The organism is Pseudomonas sp. MYb2 (assembly GCF_002979955.1).
Taxonomy (GTDB): domain Bacteria; phylum Pseudomonadota; class Gammaproteobacteria; order Pseudomonadales; family Pseudomonadaceae; genus Aquipseudomonas.
The window spans coordinates 87,377-110,814 of the sequence record NZ_PCQC01000021.1 but is presented as its reverse complement, the minus strand read 5'-3'; the positions used below and the strand labels follow the sequence as shown (position 1 = coordinate 110,814).

Genomic DNA, 23,438 nt, shown 5'->3' with positions numbered 1-23,438 from the left:
CCTCACCCCAGCCCTCTCCCAGAGGGAGAGGGAGCCGATCTGCGTCATTTTCAAATCCTGAGTTCGGCTCGATATTTCAGGTCGGCGTAGATCAGTAGATCTGACTCGGCCAGTCCACTTTTCGACGGGAGAGGGAGCCGATCTCGGTTGCTTTCAAATCCTGAGTTCGGCTCGATATTTCAGGTCGGCGTAAATTGGCAGAACACCGCGGTCAGTCCCCTCTCCCTTTGGGAGAGGGCTAGGGTGAGGGCCTTCTAACTGACTCGCCGCTCAATCCCATGCTTACGCAGCTTCCTGTAAAGAGTGTTGCGGCTGACCCCCAGTTGCTGCGCCGTATGGGTCATGTGCCAGCGAGTTTGCTCCAGCACATTGAGCAGAGCCGACCGCTCGGCATCTTCCAGCGGATGATCGGATTCATCCACCGCTCGTACTGCCGGACTCCCCTGCCGAATCATCACCGGCAAATCCTCAATCCCGATCCGCCCTTCATCACACAACGCCGCCAATGTACGCAGCACATTGCGCAACTGCCGCACATTGCCCGGCCAGTTGAATGCCAGCAACGCCTGACGTGCCGTCTCGTCGATCATGATCGTGTCGCCGCCCGCCTCTTCAGCCAGCAAAAAATCCAGCAATTGCGATTTATCACTGCGCGCGCGTAGCGCAGGCAGTGCCACTTCCAGCCCGTTGAGCCGGTAGTACAAATCCTCGCGGAAGCTACCATCGGCGACTCGCTCCAGCAGATTGCGGTGCGTCGCACTGATAATCCGCACGTTGACCGACTCCGGTTCGCCACCGATCGGCACCACTTGTCGATCCTCCAGCACCCGCAACAACCGTGTCTGCAAGGCCAGCGGCATGTCACCGATTTCATCGAGAAACAAAGTGCCGCCATCGGCCTGCTGCAACTTGCCGCGCATGCCGTCCTTGCGGGCGCCAGTAAAACTGCCACCGCGATAGCCGAATAATTCGCTCTCGATCAGGCTTTCAGGAATGGCCGCGCAGTTGAGAGCGACGAAGGCTTTGCTCGAGCGCTGGCTGGCCTGATGCACAGCCTTGGCGAACGCTTCTTTGCCCGAGCCGGTTTCGCCATTGACCAATAGCGGCACGTCCCGTTCGAACACCCGCAGGGCTTTGCGGAAATCGGCTTGCAGCGCGGCGTCTCCCAGACAGATCCCGGACAGTCGTGGCGCTGCTATTGGTTTTGCCGCCTGCATGAGCGGCGTCGGTTTACGCGACTCACCGCGCAACACCGCGAACAGATGCCGGCCGTCGCGGGTGTGCAGCGGCCAACTGGCGCTGGCATTGGCGCTGGCGCGACCGAGCAGTTCATCCAGCGAGCAATCGAAGAACGCTTCGACCGGTTTACCGAGCAATCCTCCGCGAATATGCCCGAGCAGGTTCAGTGCACTCTGATTGACCGCACTGATCCGCCCCTCCCCGTCAAACGCCAGCAAGCCTTCGCTGAACAGCCCGACCGACTCGGCCTGCAAGTGGAAACGCAGCAGCCATTGGTTATCGAAACAGCGCAGGAAGTAGCAGCTCTCGATCATCTTCGCCGACAGATTGACCAGCGCCATGGTGTGGAACTGGCTCTGCCGCGAGACGTCGTGGCGGGCCGAGGACACGTCGAGGACCGCGAGCAATTCACCGTGTGGGTCGAACACCGGGCTCGCCGAACAGGTCAGGCCGGTATGACGGCCGCGAAAGTGTTCATCCTGATGAATCGTCAGCGCCTGACGCTCGACCAGACAAGTGCCGATGCCATTGGTGCCTTCGCAGGCCTCGCTCCAGTCAGCGCCGAGCCACAAACCGGCGCGCTCGAAGATCTTGCGCTCGGCGGGTGCGGTGACGCAGTTGAGGATCACCCCGCGCGCGTCGGTCAGCAGCACCGCGTGGCCGGCGCCGGAGAGCTGTTGATGCAGGCTGCTCATTTCGTTGCCGGCGATCTGCAGAACCTGTTGCAGACGCTCGCGGCTTTCGAGGACGCGCCCGTGTTCGAGCACGGTCGGCGCCATGGTCAGCGCCGGGTCGAGGTGATAGTCCTCAAGGCAGCGAAGCCAGGAGCGCGCAATCGACGGGTCGGCGCCGGGCCCGTGCAGGTGCGGCTTGCCCTGACTGACGGTGAGGACCTGCTGGGCATGGCGACTCAAATGGTTGTCGTGCATTTCTTATTGTTCTCCATATTCCCCGTGTAGGAGCTGCCGAAGGCTGCGATCTTTTGATCTTGTATTTTTGAAGATCAAGATCAAAAGATCGCAGCCCGCGGCAGCTCCTACAGGGGTTGCTGTTGGCTGAGCATCCTCCAGCTCAAGCACCATTGCAATGCTGGCAAGACTGCCCGGTCACACGCTGTGGCAAAAGCGGTACAAACTGTCACTCCAACTGTACCGAAACCGTCACAGGCACAATCCGCTCGTCCGACAAAAACCACGCAACACCTTGATTTACCTGACCTGCACGGCAGTGGCCCGACCTTTGCTCTACGCTTATAGCAAGCGCACTTGCGCGTTTCTCTAATAAGTACAAAGCCAAGGAGAACATCATCATGCGTTACGCTCACCCCGGTACTGAAGGCGCCAAAGTTTCGTTCAAAGCCAAGTACGGTAACTACATCGGCGGCGAGTTCGTCGCGCCTGTCAAAGGTCAGTACTTCACCAACACCTCGCCAGTGAATGGCCAACCGATTGCCGAATTCCCGCGTTCAACTGCCGAAGACATCGATAAGGCACTGGACGCCGCCCACGCCGCAGCCGACGCGTGGGGCGCGACCTCCGTGCAGGCGCGCTCGCTGATCCTGCTGAAAATCGCCGACCGCATCGAACAGAACCTCGAACTGCTGGCGATCACCGAAACCTGGGACAACGGCAAAGCCATCCGCGAAACCCTCAACGCTGACATCCCGCTCGCCGCCGACCACTTCCGCTACTACGCCGGGTGCATCCGTGCCCAGGAAGGCAGCGCTGCCGAAATCGACGGCAACACCGTGGCCTATCACATTCACGAACCACTGGGCGTGGTCGGTCAGATCATCCCGTGGAACTTCCCGATCCTGATGGCCGCGTGGAAACTGGCGCCAGCCCTGGCAGCGGGTAACTGCGTGGTGCTCAAGCCTGCCGAGCAGACTCCGCTGGGTATTTCCGTGCTGGTCGAACTGATCGGCGACCTGCTGCCACCGGGCGTGCTGAACATTGTTCAGGGTTACGGCAAAGAAGCCGGCGAAGCCCTGGCCACCAGCAAACGCATCGCTAAAATCGCCTTCACTGGCTCGACCCCGGTCGGCTCGCACATCATGAAATGCGCCGCCGAGAACATCATTCCGTCCACCGTGGAACTGGGCGGCAAGTCGCCGAACATCTTCTTCGAAGACATCATGCAGGCCGAACCGACCTTTATCGAAAAGGCCGCTGAAGGTCTGGTGCTGGCGTTCTTCAACCAGGGCGAAGTCTGCACCTGCCCTTCCCGCGCATTGGTGCAGGAATCGATCTACGACGAGTTCATGGCCGTCGTCATGAAGAAGGTCCTGCAAATCAAACGCGGCGATCCGCTGGACACCGACACCATGGTCGGCGCTCAGGCGTCCGAGCAGCAATTCGACAAGATTCTTTCGTATCTGGAAATCGCCAAGGGCGAAGGCGCCGAGCTGCTGACTGGCGGCAAGGTAGAAAAACTCGAGGGCAACCTGTCGACCGGCTATTACATCCAGCCGACCCTGCTCAAGGGCACCAACAAGATGCGCGTGTTCCAGGAAGAAATCTTCGGCCCGGTGGTGAGCATCACCACCTTCAAGGACGAAGCCGAAGCCCTGGCGATTGCCAACGACACCGAATTCGGCCTCGGCGCCGGCCTGTGGACCCGCGACATCAACCGCGCCTACCGCATGGGCCGGGCGATCAAGGCCGGGCGCGTGTGGACCAACTGCTACCACCTGTATCCGGCGCATGCCGCGTTTGGTGGTTACAAGAAGTCCGGCGTTGGCCGTGAGACGCACAAGATGATGCTCGATCACTACCAGCAGACGAAAAACCTGCTGGTGAGCTACGACATCAATCCGTTGGGCTTCTTCTAAACCTGCAGCACTGATCGTTCCCACGCTCTGCGTGGGAATGCCGCCCGGGACGCTCCGCGTCCCGCCAAAGCCGAACGCAGAGCGTCCGTTGAGGCATCCCCACGCAGAGCGTGGGGACGATCATGCTACCCACCGGCAAAAAAGCCGGGCCAATACAACAATAAGAACGGTGAACCCTATGCCTAGCGAATCCCCGGCTGGCGCTCCGGCGTCCGGCGCTTCTGTCGACTTCGAAAAAGTCGGATCGGATTACTTTCAACAACGCGAACTGAAAAAAGGCGCCGCCGGCTGGGTTCTGCTGGTGGGTCTGGGCGTTGCCTATGTCATTTCCGGTGACTACGCCGGCTGGAACTTCGGTCTCGCACAAGGCGGCTGGGGCGGTATGTTTCTGGCGACGCTGCTGATGGCCACCATGTACCTGTGCATGTGCTTTTCTCTGGCCGAGTTGTCTTCGATGATCCCCACCGCCGGCGGTGGCTACGGTTTTGCGCGCAGTGCTTTCGGGCCGTGGGGCGGGTTTCTCACCGGCACCGCGATCCTCATCGAGTACGCCATTGCCCCAGCGGCCATCGCGGTGTTTATCGGCGCTTACTGCGAGTCGCTATTCGGCATCGGCGGCTGGATGATCTATCTGGCCTTCTACATCATTTTCATTGCCATCCACATTTTCGGCGTCGGCGAGGCGCTCAAGCTGATGTTCGTCATTACGGCCATTGCCGCGCTGGCGCTGGGGGTATTTCTGGTGGCGATGGTTCCGCACTTCGACGTCGCCAACCTGCTCGACATTCCGGTCACCGCCGCAGCGGGCGCCAGTCCGTTTCTGCCATTCGGCTATGTCGGCGTCTGGGCAGCGATCCCCTATGCGATCTGGTTCTTTCTTGCCGTTGAAGGTGTGCCGCTGGCAGCAGAAGAAACCAAGAACCCCAAGCGTGACCTGCCGCGCGGTCTGATCGGCGCCATGTTGGTGCTGCTCATGTTTGCCCTGTTGATTCTGATCGTCGGCCCTGGCGGTGCAGGCGCCAACTCGCTGCTGACCTCTGGCAACCCGTTGGTCGAAGCGTTGACCAAGGCTTATGGCGGCTCGACCTGGATGGGCAGTTTCGTCAATCTCGTGGGCCTTGCCGGCTTGATCGCGAGTTTCTTCTCGATCATTTATGCCTACTCGCGACAGATTTTCGCGCTGTCGCGGGCCGGCTACCTGCCACGCAAACTGTCCGAAACCAATAAGAGCAAGGCACCGGTCCTGGCGCTGGTGATTCCCGGCATCATCGGTTTCGGCCTGTCGCTGACCGGTCAGGGCGATCTGCTTATTCTAGTGGCGGTGTTCGGCGCAACCATTTCCTACGTGCTGATGATGGCCGCGCACATCACTTTGCGGATTCGCCGCCCCAAAATGGACCGGCCGTACCGCACACCGGGCGGCATCTTCACCTCCGGCGTGGCCTTGGTGCTGGCGTGCATTGCCGTGGTGGCGGGCTTCCTGGTCGATCCACGGGTGGTAATCGGTGCCGCCGTCATCTATGGAGTGTTAATTGCTTACTTTGCGTTCTACAGTCGACATCACTTGGTAGCAGGCACGCCGGAAGAAGAATTCGCGGCGATCCAGAAGGCTGAGCAAGCCTTGCACTGAGTGCTGAGAATCCCGGCGCAGGCTCGGTCTGCGCCGTCACGGAGAATTGTGTATGGCCAGTTTCGCCCACACGGTCGGCGCCCAGACCTATCGTTTCGACAGCCTCAAGGACGTCATGGCCAAGGCCAGCCCGGCGCGCTCCGGCGACTTCCTCGCCGGCGTCGCGGCGCTCAACGACGGCGAGCGGGTGGCTGCGCAAATGGCGCTGGCCGACATCCCGCTCACGCACTTCCTGCAGGAAGCGCTGATTCCCTACGAGTCCGATGAGGTCACCCGGCTGATCATCGACACTCACGATAAACAAGCCTTTGCCGTAGTCAGCCACCTCACTGTCGGTGGTTTCCGCGACTGGCTGCTCAGCGACGCCGCCGACGAAACCAGCCTGCGCGCCCTCGCCCCCGGCCTGACCCCGGAAATGGTCGCCGCCGTGTCGAAGATCATGCGCGTGCAGGATCTGGTGCTGGTGGCGCAAAAGATTCGCGTGGTGACGAAGTTTCGCGGCACCCTCGGCCTGCGCGGGCGTCTGTCGACGCGCCTGCAACCCAATCACCCGACCGACGAGCCGTCCGGTATTGCCGCAAGCATTCTCGACGGCCTGCTCTACGGCAATGGCGACGCGATGATCGGCATCAACCCGGCCACCGACAGCATCGCCTCGATCTGCGCCATGCTGGAGATGCTCGACGCAATCATCCAGCGCTACGACATCCCGACCCAGGCCTGCGTGCTGACGCACGTCACCACCTCCATCGAGGCGATCAACCGTGGCGTGCCGCTGGATCTGGTGTTCCAGTCGATTGCCGGCACCGAAGCCGCCAACGCCAGTTTCGGCATCAACCTCAACGTATTGCAGGAAGGCTACGACGCTGGCCTGAGCCTGAATCGCGGCACGCTTGGGCAGAATCTGATGTATTTCGAAACCGGTCAGGGCAGTGCACTGTCGGCCAACGCCCACCACGGTGTCGACCAACAGACCTGCGAAACCCGAGCCTACGCCGTAGCGCGACATTTCAAACCGTTCCTGGTCAACACCGTCGTAGGGTTTATCGGCCCGGAATACCTCTACAACGGCAAACAGATCATCCGCGCCGGCCTCGAAGACCATTTTTGCGGCAAGTTGCTCGGCGTGCCGATGGGCTGCGACATCTGCTACACCAACCACGCCGAAGCCGATCAGGACGACATGGACACCCTGCTGACCCTCTTGGGTGTTGCCGGGATCAACTTCATCATGGGCATCCCCGGCTCCGACGACATCATGCTCAACTACCAGACCACGTCGTTCCACGACGCGCTTTACGCGCGCCAGACCCTGGGCCTGAAACCGGCGCCGGAGTTCGAGCAATGGCTGGCGAACATGGGCATTTTCACGCAAGCGGATGGCAAGGTTCGCTTCGGTAACAACTTGCCGCCGGCCTTCCGCCAGGCACTGGCGCAACTGGGATGAGTCGTATGGATAAACCGCCCGTGGACCCACAAAACCCTTGGCTGGAACTGCGCCGCCTGACGCCCGCGCGCATCGCTCTGGGCCGCACCGGCACCAGCCTGCCGACCAGCGCGCAACTGGATTTCCAGTTCGCCCACGCCCAAGCGCGCGATGCTGTGCACTTGCCATTCGATCACGCCGGGCTCAGCGCGCAACTGACTGAGCGCGGGCGTGAGAGCCTGCTGCTGCACAGCGCCGCCGTGGACCGCAACAGCTATCTGCAACGCCCGGATCTGGGGCGCAAACTGAGCGATGACTCGGCCCAGCACTTGCGTGATTACGCGGCCGCGCATCCGGGCGGCGTCGATCTGGCGATTGTCGTGGCTGACGGCTTGTCGGCGCTGGCGGTTCACCGGCATACCTTGCCATTTATCACGCGACTGGAAGAACAGATGGGCGGCGATGGCTGGTCACTCGCGCCCGTCGTGCTGGTGGAACAGGGCCGCGTCGCGGTCGGCGATGAAATCGGCCAGTTGCTCGGTGCAAAAATGCTGGTGATGCTGATCGGCGAGCGTCCAGGCCTCAGCTCGCCGGACAGCCTCGGTTTATATTTCACCTACAATCCAAAAGTCGGACTGACCGATGCCTACCGCAATTGTATCTCCAACGTGCGGCTCGAAGGCTTGAGCTACGGCATGGCGGCGCATCGCTTGTTGTATCTGATGCGTGAGGCCTGTCGGCGGCAGTTGTCGGGGGTCAACCTGAAGGACGAAGCTCAGGTTCAGACGCTGGAATCGGACGCCGGTGTAGACATGAAAGGCAATTTCCTACTCGATCCGCCCTCAACCTGAACCGTTTCCGCATTGCGTTTCTGCGCCGGTTTCAGGCAGGATCGATGCACGGCCGCCCGGGTTCCCCATCGCCGTCAGAGCAGTTGAAGACAGCCACTTGAAGACGAGACCTATCATGCGGATTATTCAAGCGACCCTCGAACATCTGGATTTGTTGACTCCGTTGTTCGTCAAGTATCGCGAGTTCTACGGTTCCCTGCCTTATCCGGACTCCTCCCGCGCCTTCCTCGAAAAACGCCTGCGGCGCAAGGAATCGGTGATTTACCTGGCGCTGGCCGATGATGACGACAAGAAGCTGATGGGCTTCTGCCAGCTCTACCCAAGTTTTTCATCGTTATCGCTCAAACGCGTGTGGATCCTCAATGACATCTATGTCGCCGAAGACGCGCGCCGCCAACTGGTCGCCGACAACCTGATCCGCACTGCGAAGAAAATGGCCAAGGAAACCCAAGCCGTGCGCATGCGCGTCTCCACCAGCAGCAACAACGAAGTGGCGCAGAAAACCTACGAATCCATCGGGTTCAAGGAAGACACCGAGTTCAAGAACTATGTGCTGCCGATCAGCGACGAACTCTGATCGCGGATACAACCTGTGATGAGGGAGCCCGCTCCCTCAGAAACGCAAAACGCGTCCCTGACAATTGTTCACACCTCGACATCCCTCGCTACAAAACCAACGCGCTTTTCATCCTTCAGACCGTATAATCCCGATCTTTCCGGCTTGTAAGAAAAACTACACCCGCTTGTAGGCTTACACGAAGTCATCCGCACAGGCCTGCCGAGTCCGGCCGTCAAACAGGTGCCCCCATGGATTTCAACCCGCTCGACCTTATCCTGCATCTCGACGTGTACCTCGATTTGCTGGTGAACAACTATGGGCCATGGATCTACGCCATCCTGTTTCTGGTGATCTTCTGTGAAACCGGTCTGGTGGTGATGCCGTTCCTGCCTGGCGATTCGCTGTTGTTCATTGCCGGCGCCGTGGCGGCGGGCGGTGGTATGGACCCCGTGCTACTGGGCGGTTTGCTGATGCTGGCAGCGATCATGGGAGACAGTACCAACTACGTGATCGGACGAACGGCGGGAGAAAAACTGTTCAGCAATCCCAACTCGAAAATCTTCCGTCGCGACTACCTGCAAAAAACCCACGATTTCTATGACAAGCACGGCGGCAAGACCGTGACCCTGGCGCGCTTTCTGCCGATCATCCGTACCTTTGCGCCGTTCGTCGCCGGTGTGGCGCGGATGCCGTACCCACGCTTTTTCGGCTTCAGTGTGCTCGGCACCATCCTCTGGGTTGGCGGTCTGGTGACGCTGGGCTACTTCTTCGGCAATGTACCGTTCATCAAGAAAAACCTGTCGTTGCTGGTCGTGGCAATCATTCTGCTATCGCTGGTGCCAATGATCCTTGGCGTGGTTCGCGGCCGTTTCGGCGGCAGCAAAGCCGAATCGCACTAAGCAATGTGGTCGCTGAGCGCCTGGCGTCGCCGGCGCATCCTGGCGAAACACCCGATTGCCGACGACATGTGGCAACGGGTGCGCCATCACCTGAGCTTTCTCGACGGCATCACTGCCGCGCAAGACCAGTGGCTGCGCGAAGCCTGCGTGCTGTTCCTCGAAGAAAAACACCTCAGCGCCCTGCCCGGCGTCGAGCTGCACCAGGAGCAACGCCTGTTGCTTGCAGCCCAGGCGCAATTGCCGCTGCTCAATCTCGGTGATTTGAACTGGTATCAGGGTTTCCACGAAATCGTCCTCTATCCCGATGACTTCCTCAGCCCGCAGCGCCACCGCGATGCCAGCGGTGTCGAGCACGAGTGGGACGGCGAACACAGCGGCGAGGCCTGGCAACAGGGCCCGATCATTCTCGCCTGGCCCGGCGTCATGGCCAGTGGTGGTTGGGAAGGCTACAACCTGGTGATCCACGAACTGGCGCACAAACTCGACATGCTCAACGGCGACGCCAACGGCCTGCCGCCGCTGCATGCCGACATGCGCGTGAGCGACTGGGCCGAGGTCATGCAACAGGCCTACGACGACCTCAACCGCCAGCTCGATCGCAACCCCGACGCCGAAACCGCCATTGATCCCTACGCTGCCGAGAACCCGGCGGAATTCTTTGCGGTCACCAGCGAGTATTTCTTCAGCGCCCCGGATCTGCTGCACGAGGCTTATCCACAGGTCTATGCGCAGTTGCAGCTTTTCTACCGCCAGGACCCGTTGAGCCGATTGCGGCAACTTCAGGCCACAGACCCGGTCTATCAGGCGCACGACTAAGCTCTGCACGACTTTCGGTACATGGCGTCGACGGCAGAATATGCCTATAATCGCCGCCACTTTTTGGTCAATCCGGCCAAGTGTTTTTGGTCAACTACGGGGGCAACGCCCAATGAGCTACAGCAAGATTCCGGCTGGCAAAGACCTGCCGAACGACATCTACGTCGCGATCGAGATCCCGGCCAACCACGCGCCGATCAAATACGAAATCGACAAAGACAGCGATTGCCTGTTCGTTGACCGTTTCATGGCCACCCCAATGTTCTACCCGGCCAACTACGGTTACATCCCGAACACCCTGGCTGACGACGGTGATCCCCTCGACGTGCTGGTTGTGACCCCTTACCCGGTCGCGCCAGGCTCGGTGATCCGCGCACGTCCGGTCGGTATCCTGAACATGACCGACGACGGCGGCGGCGATGCCAAAGTCATCGCAGTGCCACACGACAAGCTGTCCCAGCTGTACGTCGATGTGAAGGAATACACTGACCTGCCACCACTGCTGATCCAGCAGATCGAGCACTTCTTCGCGAACTACAAAGATCTCGAAAAGGGCAAATGGGTCAAGATCGAAGGCTGGGCCGGTGCAGACGCCGCCCGCGAAGCGATCACCAAGTCGGTTGCCGCCTACAAAGGCTAAGCACCTGCGCTACGCGTGATGCTTGAAGAAAACCCCGGTTGATCCGGGGTTTTTTGTGCGCGAGAACATGCACGTTAAACGGCTCGTTTAAAATCTGAACGACGCAGTTTTAACCTGTTTAATTTCCTACAAGAATGCCTTACATCCCGTCGCAAAATTCACCCCGCTTTTGAACGCCAGGTTTATTCAAACCGCTCTGGCACGGCCGTAGACTCTGTGTTTATGAGAAAGAACACTAGCGGTCCAAGATTCAAGGCACTCCTGGAAGCAGCGAACATCACCACCACGGGTTTCGCAAAGTTCTGGGGCACGGAAGCCCAAAATGTCCACAACTGGTACACCCGGGGCGTCCCGGCGTATCGCATGGAAGAAGTCTCACGCCTGCTGTCCGTCAACAGCGAATGGCTGAAAACCGGTGAAGGCAGCAAAGAGTCGCCAAGCCTCAATGCACCCGCCAGCAACGGCGACACCTTCGACGCCCACGCCATCTGCGGCGTCTACACCGTAATCGACCCCAACGACATCGACCTGGTGTTCTTCAAGGAAACCCCGCTTAGCAACGGCTCCGGCAAAACCCATGTCATTCAGGACCCGGATCAATCCATCCGCCTGCTCCGCGCCCAGCTCGATCAATTGGAAGTCAGACACTCAGACGCCATCTGCGCGCAAATGATCGGCAACAGCATGGCCGAGCGCATCGAAGACGGCTCCATTGTCGCCATCGACCGCGGCCTGACTCAGGTCGTCGACGGCGAAATCTACGCCATCGAACACGACGGCATGCTGCGCATCAAATACCTGCACCGCATGCCCGGCAACGGCTTGCGACTGCGCAGCCACAACAGCGCCGAATACCCGGACGAAGTGTTCCGCCCAGCGCAGATCGAGGAGCAAAGGATTCATATATTGGGCTGGGTGTTCTGGTGGTCGACGGTGAGCAAGCGCCGGCCGGTGGTGCCGTTTCTTTGACCTGATGCGTTTTTTTCGAATCTGCACTGAACCCTGTGGGAGCGAGCCTGCTCGCGAAGAGGCCCGGACAAACGGTACAAATTCCGGATTTGTGGCGCAGAAGTCGCTCTAACCCGCACTTCAGGCTGGGAATCCCAAGCAAAACTCAGTATCCTGCGCCCCACATTTGCGCATCGACCCGCCCCGCGGCTCAGAGAGCGCCCGACGCGGCAGACCAACGTCTGACCAAGTCCCACAGCCGGACGCAGATCCGGATGTACGTTTTGAAGGCTGGCAAGGCTTACCAAAAATAGGCCAAGCCAGTCCCCGAGAAGCCGGCCACAAGCCGGCTTTTTAATGCCTGCAAAAAAACACGTTTACCTTGGCGAGCTTGACTCAACACTTGCCAACCCTAACCCCCTCAGTGCTAAATCCTGCCCAACACCCAACCCCTCTGTTTTTACCCGCATCCCCGACCCCGGCCGGATTCCGGTATTGAGCCTCACGGGAATCCATGGAATGGCCCTGCATATCCCGACCCTGCTGGTCGTTTCCGTCTTCGTCTTCTTTTTGATGGGGCTGTTGACGCTGCACGCCTGGTATCGCGAAACCCGCGAACCGCCGCTGGCCTACCTCGGCAGCATGATGCTGTTGGGCGCGCTGGGCGTGGTGCTGGTGAGTTGGCGGGATCGCGGGGTGGATTTCGTTCCGATCATCTTCGGCAACATTGTTCTGTTGCTCAGCGCCGCGATGAACTGGACGGCCATGCGCACGTTGACGGGTCGCCAACCTTACCTGCCAGGCATTTTGGCGGGTTCTGTGGTCTGGCTGCTGTTGTGCCTGATACCCGCCTTTTACGACTCGATGGCGAATCGAGTACTGATCTACTCTCTCCTGGCATTCGGGTATGGCGTGCTGACGAGATTGGAACTCTGGCGCAACCGTCACAGCCTGGACGTCGCGTTCATGCCGGCGTTGGTGCTGACCGTTTTGCACACCATTTTCTACGCGGTGCGCAGCGCGACCGATGACGGGCTGCCGGTGACCAAGGCGTTGCTGGGCAGTGGCGAAGGCGTGCCGTTTTTTTCATTCATGCTCTTCGAGTCGATGTTGTATGTCATCGGCATTGCCTACATCACCTTGGCGATGGTCAAGGAACGCGCCGAACTCAAGCTCAAGGCCGCGGCGCTCAGCGATCCGTTGACCGGCATCGGCAATCGTCGCGCGTTCATGCAGCACGGCAGTCACTTGCTGGACGGCTGTCAGCAGCGGGCCGAACCGGCGGCGTTGCTCCTTTGCGATCTGGATCACTTCAAGCGTTTGAACGACACCTACGGCCATCCTGTCGGCGATCAAGCGTTGATCGCGTTCAGCGAAGTCCTGATGGAAAGCGTGCGCCAAGAGGATTTATTCGGGCGCATCGGTGGCGAGGAGTTTGCCTGTCTGCTCTGCGCATGCGATGAGCCGACTGCTCTGGAGACTGCCGAGCGAATCCGTCACTCCTTCGCCGGACTCTCCATTCTGGAACCGGGGCTGCTCAGCGTCAGTATCGGCGTGGTCACCACCCGTGAATCGGGTTACGACCTGTCGCGTCTGCTTTCGGAGGCGGATCAGGCGCTGTACGGCGCCAAGCATCAGGGCCGCAACCGGGTTCAAACGTTGCGCTCGTTGTATCTGGGTCTGGCGTAAAAACCCTTTTGAAGTAGCCGTCCGACGCAGTTGGCCGGGCTGTAAATCCGAGAAACGCTCCACAAGGAAGTTAGACATTGAATCTCCGCAGGCTGAACTCACAGCTGAAATCCGTTGCCGCAACCACCCTGTGCCTCTGCTTGACCGGGTGTGTCGGAGTAGGCATCTCCCTGCCAGAAAAAGTCACACTGAAAACCGACGCCTACCGAGCGCAAAGTTACCGCTCAATCACCCCACAAATCACCCGAACAGCAACATCGACGCCCACCCGCGAATGGTGCGGAATCACTGTCTGGGCGCTGGTGATTCCGGTGCCGTTGAAGCTGCCGGTTTGCCACTCGTACTCCGAGCAATCCTTCGGCAGTGACGAGTTCGGGAGGGAGACCGTTCTGCTCAACACCCGACAATCAGTGCCATCCCCGCTCTACGCCTGTGGCCCACTCATGGTGCTGGGGCCGATCGTTCACGGTTACGAAGGGAATGCGCTGTGCGGTGTTTTTCCTGACTGATCCGTTGATTCACGGATAACTGAACGACTTCACCAACGTCAACTCCCCCACCGCCCGCATCGGCACCACAAACGTCTCCATCTTCTCGCTCGGCGTGCCTTCTTCAGTAATCACCGTCACTTGCGCCGTGGTCAGCGGCTGCACCGGTTCATCTCCACCCTCGTCATCCCCGCGATAGCCACCGCCGTAGTAATTCACATACACCAGATACTGGCCCTTGATCGGTGCCGGCATGGCGAAGATTTCCGGGCCGTAGCCGGTGGTGACGTCGACGTCGAGCGCGGCGCCGTTAGGTGCGGTGCGGTTGCCGTACCAGATGTGCGCGCCGTCAGGGGTGACGAGGTGCAGGTCGAGGTCGGTGCCATCGCTGTCCCACGCCAGCAGTACGCGCAGTTTTGCCGGGGTGGCGCCGCCGCTGGTGTTGAGAAATTGCGTGCGATGACGTTGCTGGCCGTCGGGACTGCGCACTTCGACGCTGTTGCTGCCGTTGGGGAAGGAGAACGGGCGGTCAAAGCGGCCGCTGTCGTCGATTTTCAGCGGCATGCTCACGCCGTTGACGATCAGGCGACCGGGTTCGTTGTCCTTCCGCGCAGCTTTGATCTCGCCGCTGATGCGTGCGGTGTTGGCTTGGCCCACCGGGGTATTGACCGACGAGGCCGGGTAGTTGACGGTCTGGCGGAAGCTTTCGCCCTCGCCTTCGGGCGCACCGCTGCGCCAGCCGCCGACCGGGGTGTCGAGTTTGACGCTGTCGGCGGCGATGGCCGGCGATAGCGCGGTCAATGTGCAGAGCAGCAGCAAGACCTGTGGATAACGGAGTGTCATGGTCTATTCCAGCAAAAGGTGACGGGCGAGCCCTTCGATGTAGGTTTCATCCTGGCCGTTGGGATGTGCTTCAAAGGCCAGATGCAGATATTCGTGGGTCAGGTCGAGGCGATCCTGCAGGGTCAGTACGCCACGCACGTAAATACGTTGGCGTTCGCGATCAACGAAGGGCCGGCCGAAGGCGAGTTTGCACACGGCGAAGGTGCTGACTTCGTTGTAGCCGGTTTCGCTTTCCAGTGTCGGACGCCAGCCGCGACGTTGTTTTTGCAGCCAGTCTTGCGCGGCGGGCAGCGCTTCGCAGGAAGCAACCGGGTTGTCCCAACGGCTGAGGCTGGCACGCGGATAGGCGTGCAGCAGAATGGCGTCGTAACGCTGTCCGGCATTGGCTTGCTCGACAGCTTGTTGCCAGGCGAGTTTGTCCGGGCCGGGCTGGTCGGAGTGATAGGTGACCGTACTGCCGGCCAAAACCAGGTCCGCCGTCCATGCGGCGATGTTGCGGGATTCGGCCGAGGCCGGGCGCGGTGCGACGCGTTGGCGGTTGCTGCTGTCATCGATACTCAGGCAATCGCCGTTACGTGTAGCGTTTTGCAGCAGGTACGTGCGGATCGCTACGGCCAACGCCTTGGCGGCTTCGGCGGGTTCAGGTTTGGCTTCACGTTCCAGCACGCGGGCGACGTATTCTTCGCGATCAAGCCTTGCGACGAGTTTGTCGTTGAGCAGAAACAGTTCGCCGTCGCTGTGGATATCCAGCGCGTTGCCGTTGGCGAATTCGACGCGATAGTCGCCCTGCAACGGGCCGGATGTCGCGCGGCGATCACCCGCTAAGACCTTCGAAACTGGGTACTTCGAAAACAGGCTGACTTCGACACAACGCCCCGCCTCCGCGGGCCAGGCTGCCGGCAACACGGTCGCCAATGCCTGGCCGTAATGGCGCAAGACCATCTGACTGGTGCCACGCCCGCCAGCCCAGAGCGGCGAGCCGTCCGCCGTCCAACCGGCGAAACCACCCTGCCGCGATTGCGGGTCCTGATCGCCGAGCCAGCTCCAGGTCTTCACCCGCAGGCGCCCGCCCAGTTCACCGACGACATTGCCGTCCGCCGCATTCAGCACCACATCGAGCAACACCCGCCGCGCCTGATCCTGTGCCGGCAACGAGGCCAGGACCTTCAGCAGTTCAACCAAGGAAACCCGTTGAGCCGGTTGCACCGACGGCAAATCCAGCAACCACGACGGCGCCTGCCGCGCCTGCCAATAGGTCCGCCAATCCGTCGCCGTAATGCCCAATCGTGCAGGCTCGAAATACAACCCGCAGGATTTCACCAGCGCCTGATCACGCTCGATCCTGCCGCCCGCCGAGCAGCAATAAACCTCTTCCTTCGACTGTCCGCGACATTCATATGCCGGCTCCCGTGCGCCGGTGTCCACCAGCCACGCGTAGACAAACAGCTTCCACAGGCTGCCCAGCGGCGTATCCAGCGATGACGGCAACGGTTCACGAGCGATCAGTTGCGTCTGACTCAGCGACAACAACTCGCCCTTATAGGCCACGCGCAACGGTTCATCCTGCGCCGTCGCCAGCGCAGGGATCACACACATCAGCAGCCACAGCAGCGGCCGGCTCATGTCAGTTGACCGTGACCTGACCGAGGGCGGCTTTCGCTTCCTGGGCCTGATGTTGCGGCGCGTAAACCTGCTTGAAACGCACCGGCGGCAGATTGAACTGGCCCTTCTGCGAGAAGCGCACCAGATGGCGCAGGCGCAACTCGCCGCTCAACGCATCGACCGGCACCGCGTAAGCCAGTTGTCCCGGTTCGAAACGCGCCTTCTCCAGCGCAGTCGGCTCGGTGCCGTCCTTGCCCTGCAACTTGATGCCCCACGTGGTGCGCTCGACATCGGCGCCCGGTGGCAGCGGCACTTCGAGCATGCCGTAGCGCAGCGGTTTCGGCGCTTTACTGGTGAGGATCACTTCGTCCAGATACAGGCTGTCGCTGGACAGCGGCTTGGTGCCGACCGGCTCCAGTTTGAAGGTGAACGCCTCATCGCCCGGCACCAGTCGCGACAGGCGACGGGTGATGGTCACGGCCATTGGATCGAGCGCTGGTTGCTGGGTCTGGAAGCTCAGCGCCGCGCGCAGCGGACGCTCTTGCGTGCCGGACACCGTCAATACGCTCGGGACCGGTGTCGCGCCCTGCCACGTCCAGTACATCTCACCGGTTGCACCGTAGTTTTTCTTCCAGCCTTCACCCGGCGTCAATGCGATGGTCGGCGAAGCCTGGGCGATGCTGCGCTGCAACCAGGTCAGCGACAGTGCACGTTCGAGGGTGGATTGCTGTGGCAGCAGACGTTGCAAAAGCGCTTGCGCATGTGCCTGATCGAACGCTTGCAGCGACAGGTTCAGCGCTTCGGCAAACGGCTGCGAGCTGACGGACAGACGCTGTTGCGCAGCAGCCAGCTGATGATTGAATGCATCTGGCAAGGCCACTTTCGACTGCGAGGCCAGCGCTGCGGTCAACACTCGCGCCGCTGCCAGACCGAGCGCCGAGTCCGGATCGCTCATCACCAGACTGTCTTCGCCATCGTCGAGCATGGTTTGCGCATTGCCTTCACCGACCTTGGCCAGATCGTCCATCAAACCGCTGAGCAGTGTGTTCACCGGCAAATGCATCTGCTTGGCGAACGACAGAATCAGCGCCCGCTGCAGCAACGGCGTGTTCGGCGCCTGCTTGGCATACACCTCCAGCACGCGCTGCCAGTGCTCCGGCGGCAAGGTCAGTTCCAGCACCTGGCTGGCGTTCCAGTCGGCGTAATAGGCGTAAGCGGTGAGGAACGCATCCGGCTCACCGTCGTAACCCCACCAGGTGAAGCTCGCCGACGGCCCGGCCATTTGCACCAGACGCAGACGGCTGTTCTGCATGGTCAGCCGCAAGCGATCACGGATCTGCGGATTCGACGCCAGTGATGGATAGGCGATGCTCAACGGCAGCAAACGGCTGGCGGTTTGCTCGACGCCACCGTACGGATAACTCAGCAGATCATCGAGTGCCGAACGGAACAGCGCTTGCGGACTGTCATCCAGACGCAGGCGAATATCCGTGGCGTCGGGCGGCAGACTCAACGGCGTATCACCACTGGCGACATCGAGGCTTTGCGTCTGCGTCACTTGCCAGCCGTCACCGGTCGCACTCAGGCGCACGGCGAGGGAGTCGGCAGTTTTGCCATCCTGCACCAGTTCAGCCGTCCAATCACCGGAAGCCAAGGCGAATGCTGGCAGCGGCAGGTAATTGATGCCGTTGTTGAGGGTCACCGGGACACGTTGTTCAGCGCCAGCGTAGTGGGTCACGAGTTCAGCCTTGACCGGTTTCTCGGCCTGACTGAACGCGAACACACCGAGTTGCGGCTGATCGCCCTTACGGAATTTGCTCGGCCCGCTCCACTTCAGGTACAGCGGTTTTTCCGAACGCACGAACTGCTTCTTCTGCCCGACCTGCCCATCATCGGCGATCGCGCGGGCGGTGATGCGCCAGCGGGTCAGCGAGTCCGGCATCTTGAAGGTGAAGCGGGTTTTGCCGTCGGCTCCGGTCAACAACTCTGGCTGCCACGCCGCAGTATCGACGTCTTCACGACGCGGTCGCTCCAGTACTTTCACCCCGCGCTCGCTGCGGTTGGCTTTGCCCGGTGCGCCTGGGCTGCCCGGCAACGCGACGTCGTAGCTGATGAACGACAGACTGGCGCTGGTGCGCACGTTGTTGCGGCGCGGGTGATAGAAGAACTGGTCGATGGTCGGCGCGACTTCCGGTTGCAGCGCATAAACCATTTCGTCGACGACGCTGACGGTCAGATGCGCCGGCACTGCTTTGCCGGCGAACTGCGTGGTCAGGTCAACCGTGACGGTATCGCCCGGCAGATACACCGCTTTGTCGGTGCTGATCGCCACGTCGATTTGCGGCGCGATCACTTTGATCCCGGCGTTCTGGAAGCTGTACTGACCGCCCTTGGTGTAGAGCACGGAGAAGGTCAGATTTGGCGCGAAGTTATCCTTCACCGGGATGCGTGCGCGGTATTGGGTGTCGCTGAGTTTTTCTAGCTTCAACCAGTCGCCGCCCTTGGCCAGCAGCGCCGTGGCTTCGACCTTGTCACGTTCCAGCGAGAGCAATGCATCACTGACCGGTTCCGGGAAAGTGATCAGTGCCAGCGCTTCATCGCCGGCCTTGTACTCAGGTTTATCGAGGACGATTTCCACGGTGCCCGGTACTGCCTTGACGCCATCGCCGGTGACCGAATGCCCGGTTGCCCCGAGGACGCGGCCGTGTTGATCTTTCAAGGTCAGGTTGTAGGTGCCCGGACGCTCGAAAGCGAGGCTGAAGCCTTTATCCGTCGCCGCCAGTTTGCCTTCACCGGTGCTCTGGTCTTCCAGGCGCACCCAGCCATAGGTGCTCGGCGTCACCGCTTTGCTTTGCTCGGTGCCGCCTTCGTTGGCGTAGCTGAACGCAACCTTGTCGCCGACCGCGCTGAAGCGTTGCGGTGCATTCAGACGGAAGCTTGCGGCGCCACGGTCGATGAGGATTTCCTTGGTGGTCTTGACCCGATAGGCCGCGCCATCGCTGGCGAACACGGTGAGCATGTAGCGGCTCGGCTTGTCGGCGGCCGGCAGATCAAGGGCCGCGCTGCCTTTGCTGTCGGTAGTCAGTTCGGTGCTGGTCAACTCCACCGGGAATTGCCCGAGGTATTGCAGCTCGTTGTCGACCATCGACAGTTGCTGGGCGCGCAGGCTCAGGCTCAGTTTGGCGTTGGCCACCGGTTTGCCGTCGGGGTATAGCAACACCAGACTGCCTTTGACCGGCTCGCCGGTGCGGTAATCCTGCTTGGCCAGGTTCAGCGAAATCTCGAAGTGCGGCTTGATGTACTCGGCGACACGGAAGGCGCTGCTGTAAGCCTGATCCTTGTAGTTGAAGCGGATCTCGTAACCGCCCGCTACCGCGTTGTCCGGCAACTGGAAACGGCCCTGAGTGCCAGCCTTCGAATCGAGTTTCAGGTCAAGGTGTTGCAGCTCGGTGCCGGTGGCATCGAGCACGCTGACCGTGACATCTGCCGCACCTGGCAGCACCGAATCCCGCGCATTCTTGAATTCGCGACCAACGATTTTCAGCGACACCCAATCGCCCGGGCGATACAGCGGCCGATCGGTGAAGGCATAAAGTTTGGTGTCGTAGATTTCGCTGTCGTAATAGAAGTTTTCCGAGACGAATACGCCGCCCTCTTCGTCCTCGCCGATGACGAACGAACGCTCCGGGCTGACGTGTTTCAGGCGCAGCAAGCCATCAGCATCGGTGGCACCGCTGCTCATCACGCCGAGGCCATCCGTCCACAGCACATTGACCTTCGGCACCGAGCTGCCTTCGTGTTTGCGCGCAGCCCAGACCAACAGTTCATCACCGGCAATCTTGCTCACTGCGACAGTGTTGGAGACGAACACCATGGTGGTCGCACGGTACTTGCCGACCAGCGCTTCGACCAGATACAGACCCGGTTTCAGATTACCCAAGGGGATATAAACGTTACCCGGCGCGACGCTGACGAAATCGCTGGAAGAGCCCGCGAGATTGACCCCGGCTGGCGGCTGAATCGGCTTGGCCTGCCACAACGGATAACGGAACTGGCTAACCACCGGCAGACCTGGAATCAACGCAAACTGCGGCTGCGCGTCGTACGGTGTCGGCGCGGCGATGGCGTTGCCCATTTTCAGTTCCGGCACTTCTTCGGTGACCTGTTTGCGCGACTCATAGGAGAACGCGCGTTGCATCACCCGACGGGATTTGCGGTACCAGTTGTCCCACAGGTATGCGAGGGTGTTGGACAGGCCCTCGCCCTTGAACTGGCCGTCGCTGACCACGCGATGCAGGTTCTTCTGGCGCTTGAGGAAATCCAGCGGCTTGTCGATGCGGTACACACGAATGTCGGCGCCGCCGTACGGTTCCATGCGGAAACGGCGATAGTCTCGGCCCGGCGCTTCGAGGCGCACCATCGCCTGTTCATCGGCAGCGAAACTGCTGTCGGCCAAGAGGAAAAAGCTCTCACCCGAGACCGGCATGTAGTTGCTCGGCTCGACCGAATCTTCGGCATTGGCATTGGCCAGTGGCAGCAACAGCGCCAACAGCAAAGGAATTCGCGAGCAGATACGCAACATGCGGGCACCGGTCATTGGGAGAGAAAGTTCAGTCGATAGACGCCGATGAAGTTGGGGTTGGCTGCGTCGGGTATCCATCGGGTGTCCTTCCATGTCATGAGTTGCTGCAGGCTTGCCGAACGCATGCCGTTGTCAGTCGGGGTGGTGCTGCCGGTGTGATAGGCGATGTAGCGGCCCATCCAGATCATCAGGTGCTGGTCGTCACCCTGATCGAAAAACATCAAGTCCCCGGGCCGCGCCTGCGACACGTCGCGGCTGACCAAGTGGCTGTTGAACTGAATCAGTTTGATCGCGTTGACGTACGGCCCGACCTTGCCGCCGCCCTGCTGCCATTGCTGGGCGAGCTTGCGCTGATCATCGCTGAGCGACAGCTCTGGCGGCAGATAGCGATTGGACAGGCCATTGCTGCGCAGCCATTTGTCGTCATGGACTTTCAGCGCTTCGTTGGCGGCAAAACGCACCAGCCCGGCACAGTCCTGCTGATACCAGCGCGGGCTCGGGCCTTGGCTCAGTTGCTCTTGGGCGATACGCACGAACCAGGCGCGAAACACCTGGGATTGCGCCGGATCCAGTGCAGGTGCTTCAACGGCTCGGGCGCCCGCGCTGAGTAACAGCGCGAGCAGGCCGAGGCTGCGGATCAGTGCCGTCACAGCGCTTTCCATTCCAGCGGCAACCATTGCCAGTGACCGTCAGGCTCGCTGCCTTTAGGCAAGGTCAGGGCATATTTGCCGTAGCCGCCAAGGGTGCGCAGTTTCGGGATCAGGTAAGTTTGCGCGGCGTTATAGAACACCGGTTCCATGTCCTGCGGCAGGCTGTCGAGGGTTTCCTGCTGCATCAGTTGCGCCATCGAATCCGGGCCGAAGTAGATCGGCATCAGCACATCTTTGGGCAGCACGTCGGCCATTGGCGGAAAGCGTTTGTCGAGGGTGCCGAGGGCCTTGTCGACCAGTTTGTCATCAAGGGAAAACAGCAGCGTCGAACCGTGGCGAGCGAGGCTGACTTTCATGAAAGCCTTGCCGGAAATCGCGTCCGGGTTCTCGGCAGTCTTCGCCGCATACGGACCGAAATTGGAGCTGACCTGACGCTGCCAGACGTGGTTCTGGCCTTCTTGCTTCTCGACCACCGGGAACACGTTTTCGTCGACATTGGCCTCGAACGCACCAACCATCGAACCGAACAGCTTGCCGAGATCGCCATCAAGTTTGCTGCTGTCCTCGTCTTTCAGACTGGCCACCAGCAACGGCGTGTACAAACGCGAATCGGCGTACCAGCACAGGCCCGCCGCGCCGGCCACGTGTTCGGTGAGGGTTTGCGCCACAGCTTCTTCAGCGCCGAGCTTCACCAGCAATGGTTTTTGCGGTTCGGCCGCGACCGGCAAGGTCACGCAGGCACTGGCACCGAGCGGCATCGCCTGCCAGACCGGTTTGAAATCGAAGTCCGGCTGGTTTTCCAGTTCGTCCATGGCCAGGTAGCTGTGCCAGCCCTTGTCGTCCATGTCGAAACGCAGCCCGGCGAAGTTCGGGATGAAACGCTGATAGCCCATCGCGAGAACGCTGGAGTTGACCGACAGGCGCTGCTTGGTTTCCGGGGTTTTAGCCGGCAGACCGAACGCCTCAGGGAACAGTTTTTCGCCGTTGAGCAACGCCGCCAGCGCTTGTGGCGAGACGTGGCCCGACTCTTCGGAGACGCCGCTTTCCGGGTCGTAATACTTGGCCGGATTGGACAGCACCACCAGTTTGTCGCCGCGAGAGGCGAACAACAGGGCTTTGCTGGCGTTATAGGTCAGTTGGTACAGCGGCACAGTGTCGCCGCCGACCTTGAGCTCGCCCATCTGACTGAGCTGCGTGTCATCCAGCGCAACCTTTGCCAATGGCTCAAGCAGTTTCGCCAGACCGCCACGGTCCATCACCAGCAGGAAATCCTTCAAGCGACCATCCGCGCCACGCCACAACGCGACGTCGGCCGGCTGATCGAAAAGCTCTTCGATCAGGCTGTCCTGCAGTTTCAGGTCATGCTCGTAGATGATCCGGCGCAGGCTGCCGATCAGCCCGAGGCGGTCGGCGTGGGTTTCGTAATAGAAGACGAAATCTTCGGTGAGCGTGGCTTTGAGAAACGGCACGGTCAGCAAGTCCTTGGGCAACTGGCTTAGCGAGCGGGTTTCCAGCAATGCGTCCGGGCGGCTCAGGCCAAGCTTGTCACTGGCCAATTCCGCCGGCGGTGCCTTGGGCTTGAGCAGCAGCCAGCCAAAACCACCCGCCACCCCGGCCACCAGGCACAACCCGGCCAGCAACAGCGGCCAGCGTCGCGAAGGTTTGGCCGCCGGCGTGTCGGCAGCCGAAGTAACAGTGTTATCGCTCATCTTCTCGCTCATTTCCCAAAGCTCAGGATTTCATCCG

General features: G+C 60.6%; 17 protein-coding genes. 11 read left to right on the top strand and 6 right to left on the bottom strand.

From position 1 onward, the window contains the following. Positions 1-254: 254 nt before the first annotated feature. The gene (locus CQ009_RS25780) at positions 255-2,168 is read right to left on the bottom strand and encodes a sigma-54-dependent Fis family transcriptional regulator (RefSeq protein WP_105709101.1); all 1,914 of its coding nucleotides are present in this window, start codon (positions 2,166-2,168) and stop codon (positions 255-257) included. Between the two features lie 380 nt (positions 2,169-2,548). Between CQ009_RS25780 and CQ009_RS25775 the strand changes: the two genes are divergently transcribed. The 11 genes from CQ009_RS25775 to CQ009_RS25725 all read left to right on the top strand — a co-directional run bounded on the left by CQ009_RS25775 (position 2,549) and on the right by CQ009_RS25725 (position 14,036). Continuing rightward, positions 2,549-4,069: an aldehyde dehydrogenase family protein gene (locus CQ009_RS25775; RefSeq protein ID WP_064392159.1), complete on the top strand. Its 1,521-nt coding sequence runs from the start codon at positions 2,549-2,551 to the stop codon at positions 4,067-4,069. A 178-nt stretch (positions 4,070-4,247) separates the two neighbouring features. Further along, complete coding sequence (eat, locus tag CQ009_RS25770) at positions 4,248-5,699, top strand: ethanolamine permease (RefSeq protein ID WP_064392161.1); 1,452 nt, start codon at positions 4,248-4,250, stop codon at positions 5,697-5,699. Between the two features lie 52 nt (positions 5,700-5,751). Next, positions 5,752-7,146, top strand: coding sequence for an ethanolamine ammonia-lyase subunit EutB (locus tag CQ009_RS25765; RefSeq protein ID WP_064392162.1), 1,395 nt, complete (start codon positions 5,752-5,754; stop codon positions 7,144-7,146). Beyond that, the gene (gene eutC, locus CQ009_RS25760; protein WP_371920186.1) at positions 7,143-7,976 is read left to right on the top strand and encodes an ethanolamine ammonia-lyase subunit EutC; all 834 of its coding nucleotides are present in this window, start codon (positions 7,143-7,145) and stop codon (positions 7,974-7,976) included. The genes CQ009_RS25765 and eutC overlap by 4 nt, the downstream gene beginning before the upstream one ends. Positions 7,977-8,091: 115 nt before the next feature. Further along, the gene (locus CQ009_RS25755) at positions 8,092-8,553 is read left to right on the top strand and encodes an N-acetyltransferase (RefSeq protein ID WP_003228592.1); all 462 of its coding nucleotides are present in this window, start codon (positions 8,092-8,094) and stop codon (positions 8,551-8,553) included. 230 nt (positions 8,554-8,783) lie between these two features. Further along, complete coding sequence (locus CQ009_RS25750) at positions 8,784-9,434, top strand: DedA family protein (RefSeq protein WP_064392166.1); 651 nt, start codon at positions 8,784-8,786, stop codon at positions 9,432-9,434. Between the two features lie 3 nt (positions 9,435-9,437). After that, positions 9,438-10,250: a zinc-dependent peptidase gene (locus CQ009_RS25745; RefSeq protein ID WP_064392168.1), complete on the top strand. Its 813-nt coding sequence runs from the start codon at positions 9,438-9,440 to the stop codon at positions 10,248-10,250. A gap of 112 nt (positions 10,251-10,362) precedes the next feature. Next, positions 10,363-10,890 carry an inorganic diphosphatase gene (gene ppa, locus CQ009_RS25740; RefSeq protein ID WP_003205933.1) on the top strand — a complete coding sequence of 176 codons (528 nt, stop codon included), beginning with the start codon at positions 10,363-10,365 and terminating at the stop codon, positions 10,888-10,890. 222 nt (positions 10,891-11,112) lie between these two features. Further along, positions 11,113-11,859 carry a helix-turn-helix transcriptional regulator gene (locus tag CQ009_RS25735; protein ID WP_064392169.1) on the top strand — a complete coding sequence of 249 codons (747 nt, stop codon included), beginning with the start codon at positions 11,113-11,115 and terminating at the stop codon, positions 11,857-11,859. A gap of 498 nt (positions 11,860-12,357) precedes the next feature. Then, positions 12,358-13,527 carry a diguanylate cyclase gene (locus tag CQ009_RS25730; protein WP_105709099.1) on the top strand — a complete coding sequence of 390 codons (1,170 nt, stop codon included), beginning with the start codon at positions 12,358-12,360 and terminating at the stop codon, positions 13,525-13,527. A 77-nt stretch (positions 13,528-13,604) separates the two neighbouring features. Beyond that, positions 13,605-14,036 carry a hypothetical protein gene (locus CQ009_RS25725; RefSeq protein WP_082355488.1) on the top strand — a complete coding sequence of 144 codons (432 nt, stop codon included), beginning with the start codon at positions 13,605-13,607 and terminating at the stop codon, positions 14,034-14,036. A 9-nt stretch (positions 14,037-14,045) separates the two neighbouring features. Here CQ009_RS25725 and CQ009_RS25720 read toward each other — a convergent pair whose 3' ends face one another. From CQ009_RS25720 to CQ009_RS25700, 5 genes are read right to left on the bottom strand one after another with little or no spacing between them, the layout of a single operon-like run. Then, complete coding sequence (locus CQ009_RS25720; RefSeq protein ID WP_064392173.1) at positions 14,046-14,858, bottom strand: YfaP family protein; 813 nt, start codon at positions 14,856-14,858, stop codon at positions 14,046-14,048. A 3-nt stretch (positions 14,859-14,861) separates the two neighbouring features. Further along, positions 14,862-16,481, bottom strand: a complete 1,620-nt coding sequence (locus tag CQ009_RS25715; RefSeq protein ID WP_105709098.1) for a DUF2300 domain-containing protein — start codon at positions 16,479-16,481, stop codon at positions 14,862-14,864. 1 nt (position 16,482) lies between these two features. After that, positions 16,483-21,057, bottom strand: coding sequence for an alpha-2-macroglobulin (locus tag CQ009_RS25710; protein ID WP_105709097.1), 4,575 nt, complete (start codon positions 21,055-21,057; stop codon positions 16,483-16,485). Beyond that, a complete protein-coding gene (locus CQ009_RS25705) occupies positions 21,054-21,704 on the bottom strand; it encodes a DUF1175 domain-containing protein (protein ID WP_105709096.1) in 651 nt (216 codons plus the stop codon). The genes CQ009_RS25710 and CQ009_RS25705 overlap by 4 nt, the downstream gene beginning before the upstream one ends. Continuing rightward, entirely contained in the window at positions 21,689-23,401 is a 1,713-nt protein-coding gene (locus tag CQ009_RS25700) for a DUF2138 domain-containing protein (RefSeq protein ID WP_105709095.1), read from the bottom strand. The genes CQ009_RS25705 and CQ009_RS25700 overlap by 16 nt, the downstream gene beginning before the upstream one ends. Between the last annotated feature and the right edge of the window lie 37 nt (positions 23,402-23,438).

Bases quoted from the DNA above. Each gene is read 5' to 3' on its own strand.
- CQ009_RS25780 (WP_105709101.1), bottom strand. From the start codon at position 2,168: ATGCACGACAACCATTTGAGTCGCCATGCCCAGCAGGTCCTCACCGTC.
- CQ009_RS25775 (WP_064392159.1), top strand. From the start codon at position 2,549: ATGCGTTACGCTCACCCCGGTACTGAAGGCGCCAAAGTTTCGTTCAAA.
- eat (WP_064392161.1), top strand. From the start codon at position 4,248: ATGCCTAGCGAATCCCCGGCTGGCGCTCCGGCGTCCGGCGCTTCTGTC.
- CQ009_RS25765 (WP_064392162.1), top strand. From the start codon at position 5,752: ATGGCCAGTTTCGCCCACACGGTCGGCGCCCAGACCTATCGTTTCGAC.
- eutC (WP_371920186.1), top strand. From the start codon at position 7,143: ATGAGTCGTATGGATAAACCGCCCGTGGACCCACAAAACCCTTGGCTG.
- CQ009_RS25755 (WP_003228592.1), top strand. From the start codon at position 8,092: ATGCGGATTATTCAAGCGACCCTCGAACATCTGGATTTGTTGACTCCG.
- CQ009_RS25750 (WP_064392166.1), top strand. From the start codon at position 8,784: ATGGATTTCAACCCGCTCGACCTTATCCTGCATCTCGACGTGTACCTC.
- CQ009_RS25745 (WP_064392168.1), top strand. From the start codon at position 9,438: ATGTGGTCGCTGAGCGCCTGGCGTCGCCGGCGCATCCTGGCGAAACAC.
- ppa (WP_003205933.1), top strand. From the start codon at position 10,363: ATGAGCTACAGCAAGATTCCGGCTGGCAAAGACCTGCCGAACGACATC.
- CQ009_RS25735 (WP_064392169.1), top strand. From the start codon at position 11,113: ATGAGAAAGAACACTAGCGGTCCAAGATTCAAGGCACTCCTGGAAGCA.
- CQ009_RS25730 (WP_105709099.1), top strand. From the start codon at position 12,358: ATGGCCCTGCATATCCCGACCCTGCTGGTCGTTTCCGTCTTCGTCTTC.
- CQ009_RS25720 (WP_064392173.1), bottom strand. From the start codon at position 14,858: ATGACACTCCGTTATCCACAGGTCTTGCTGCTGCTCTGCACATTGACC.
- CQ009_RS25715 (WP_105709098.1), bottom strand. From the start codon at position 16,481: ATGAGCCGGCCGCTGCTGTGGCTGCTGATGTGTGTGATCCCTGCGCTG.
- CQ009_RS25710 (WP_105709097.1), bottom strand. From the start codon at position 21,057: ATGACCGGTGCCCGCATGTTGCGTATCTGCTCGCGAATTCCTTTGCTG.
- CQ009_RS25705 (WP_105709096.1), bottom strand. From the start codon at position 21,704: ATGGAAAGCGCTGTGACGGCACTGATCCGCAGCCTCGGCCTGCTCGCG.
- CQ009_RS25700 (WP_105709095.1), bottom strand. From the start codon at position 23,401: ATGAGCGATAACACTGTTACTTCGGCTGCCGACACGCCGGCGGCCAAA.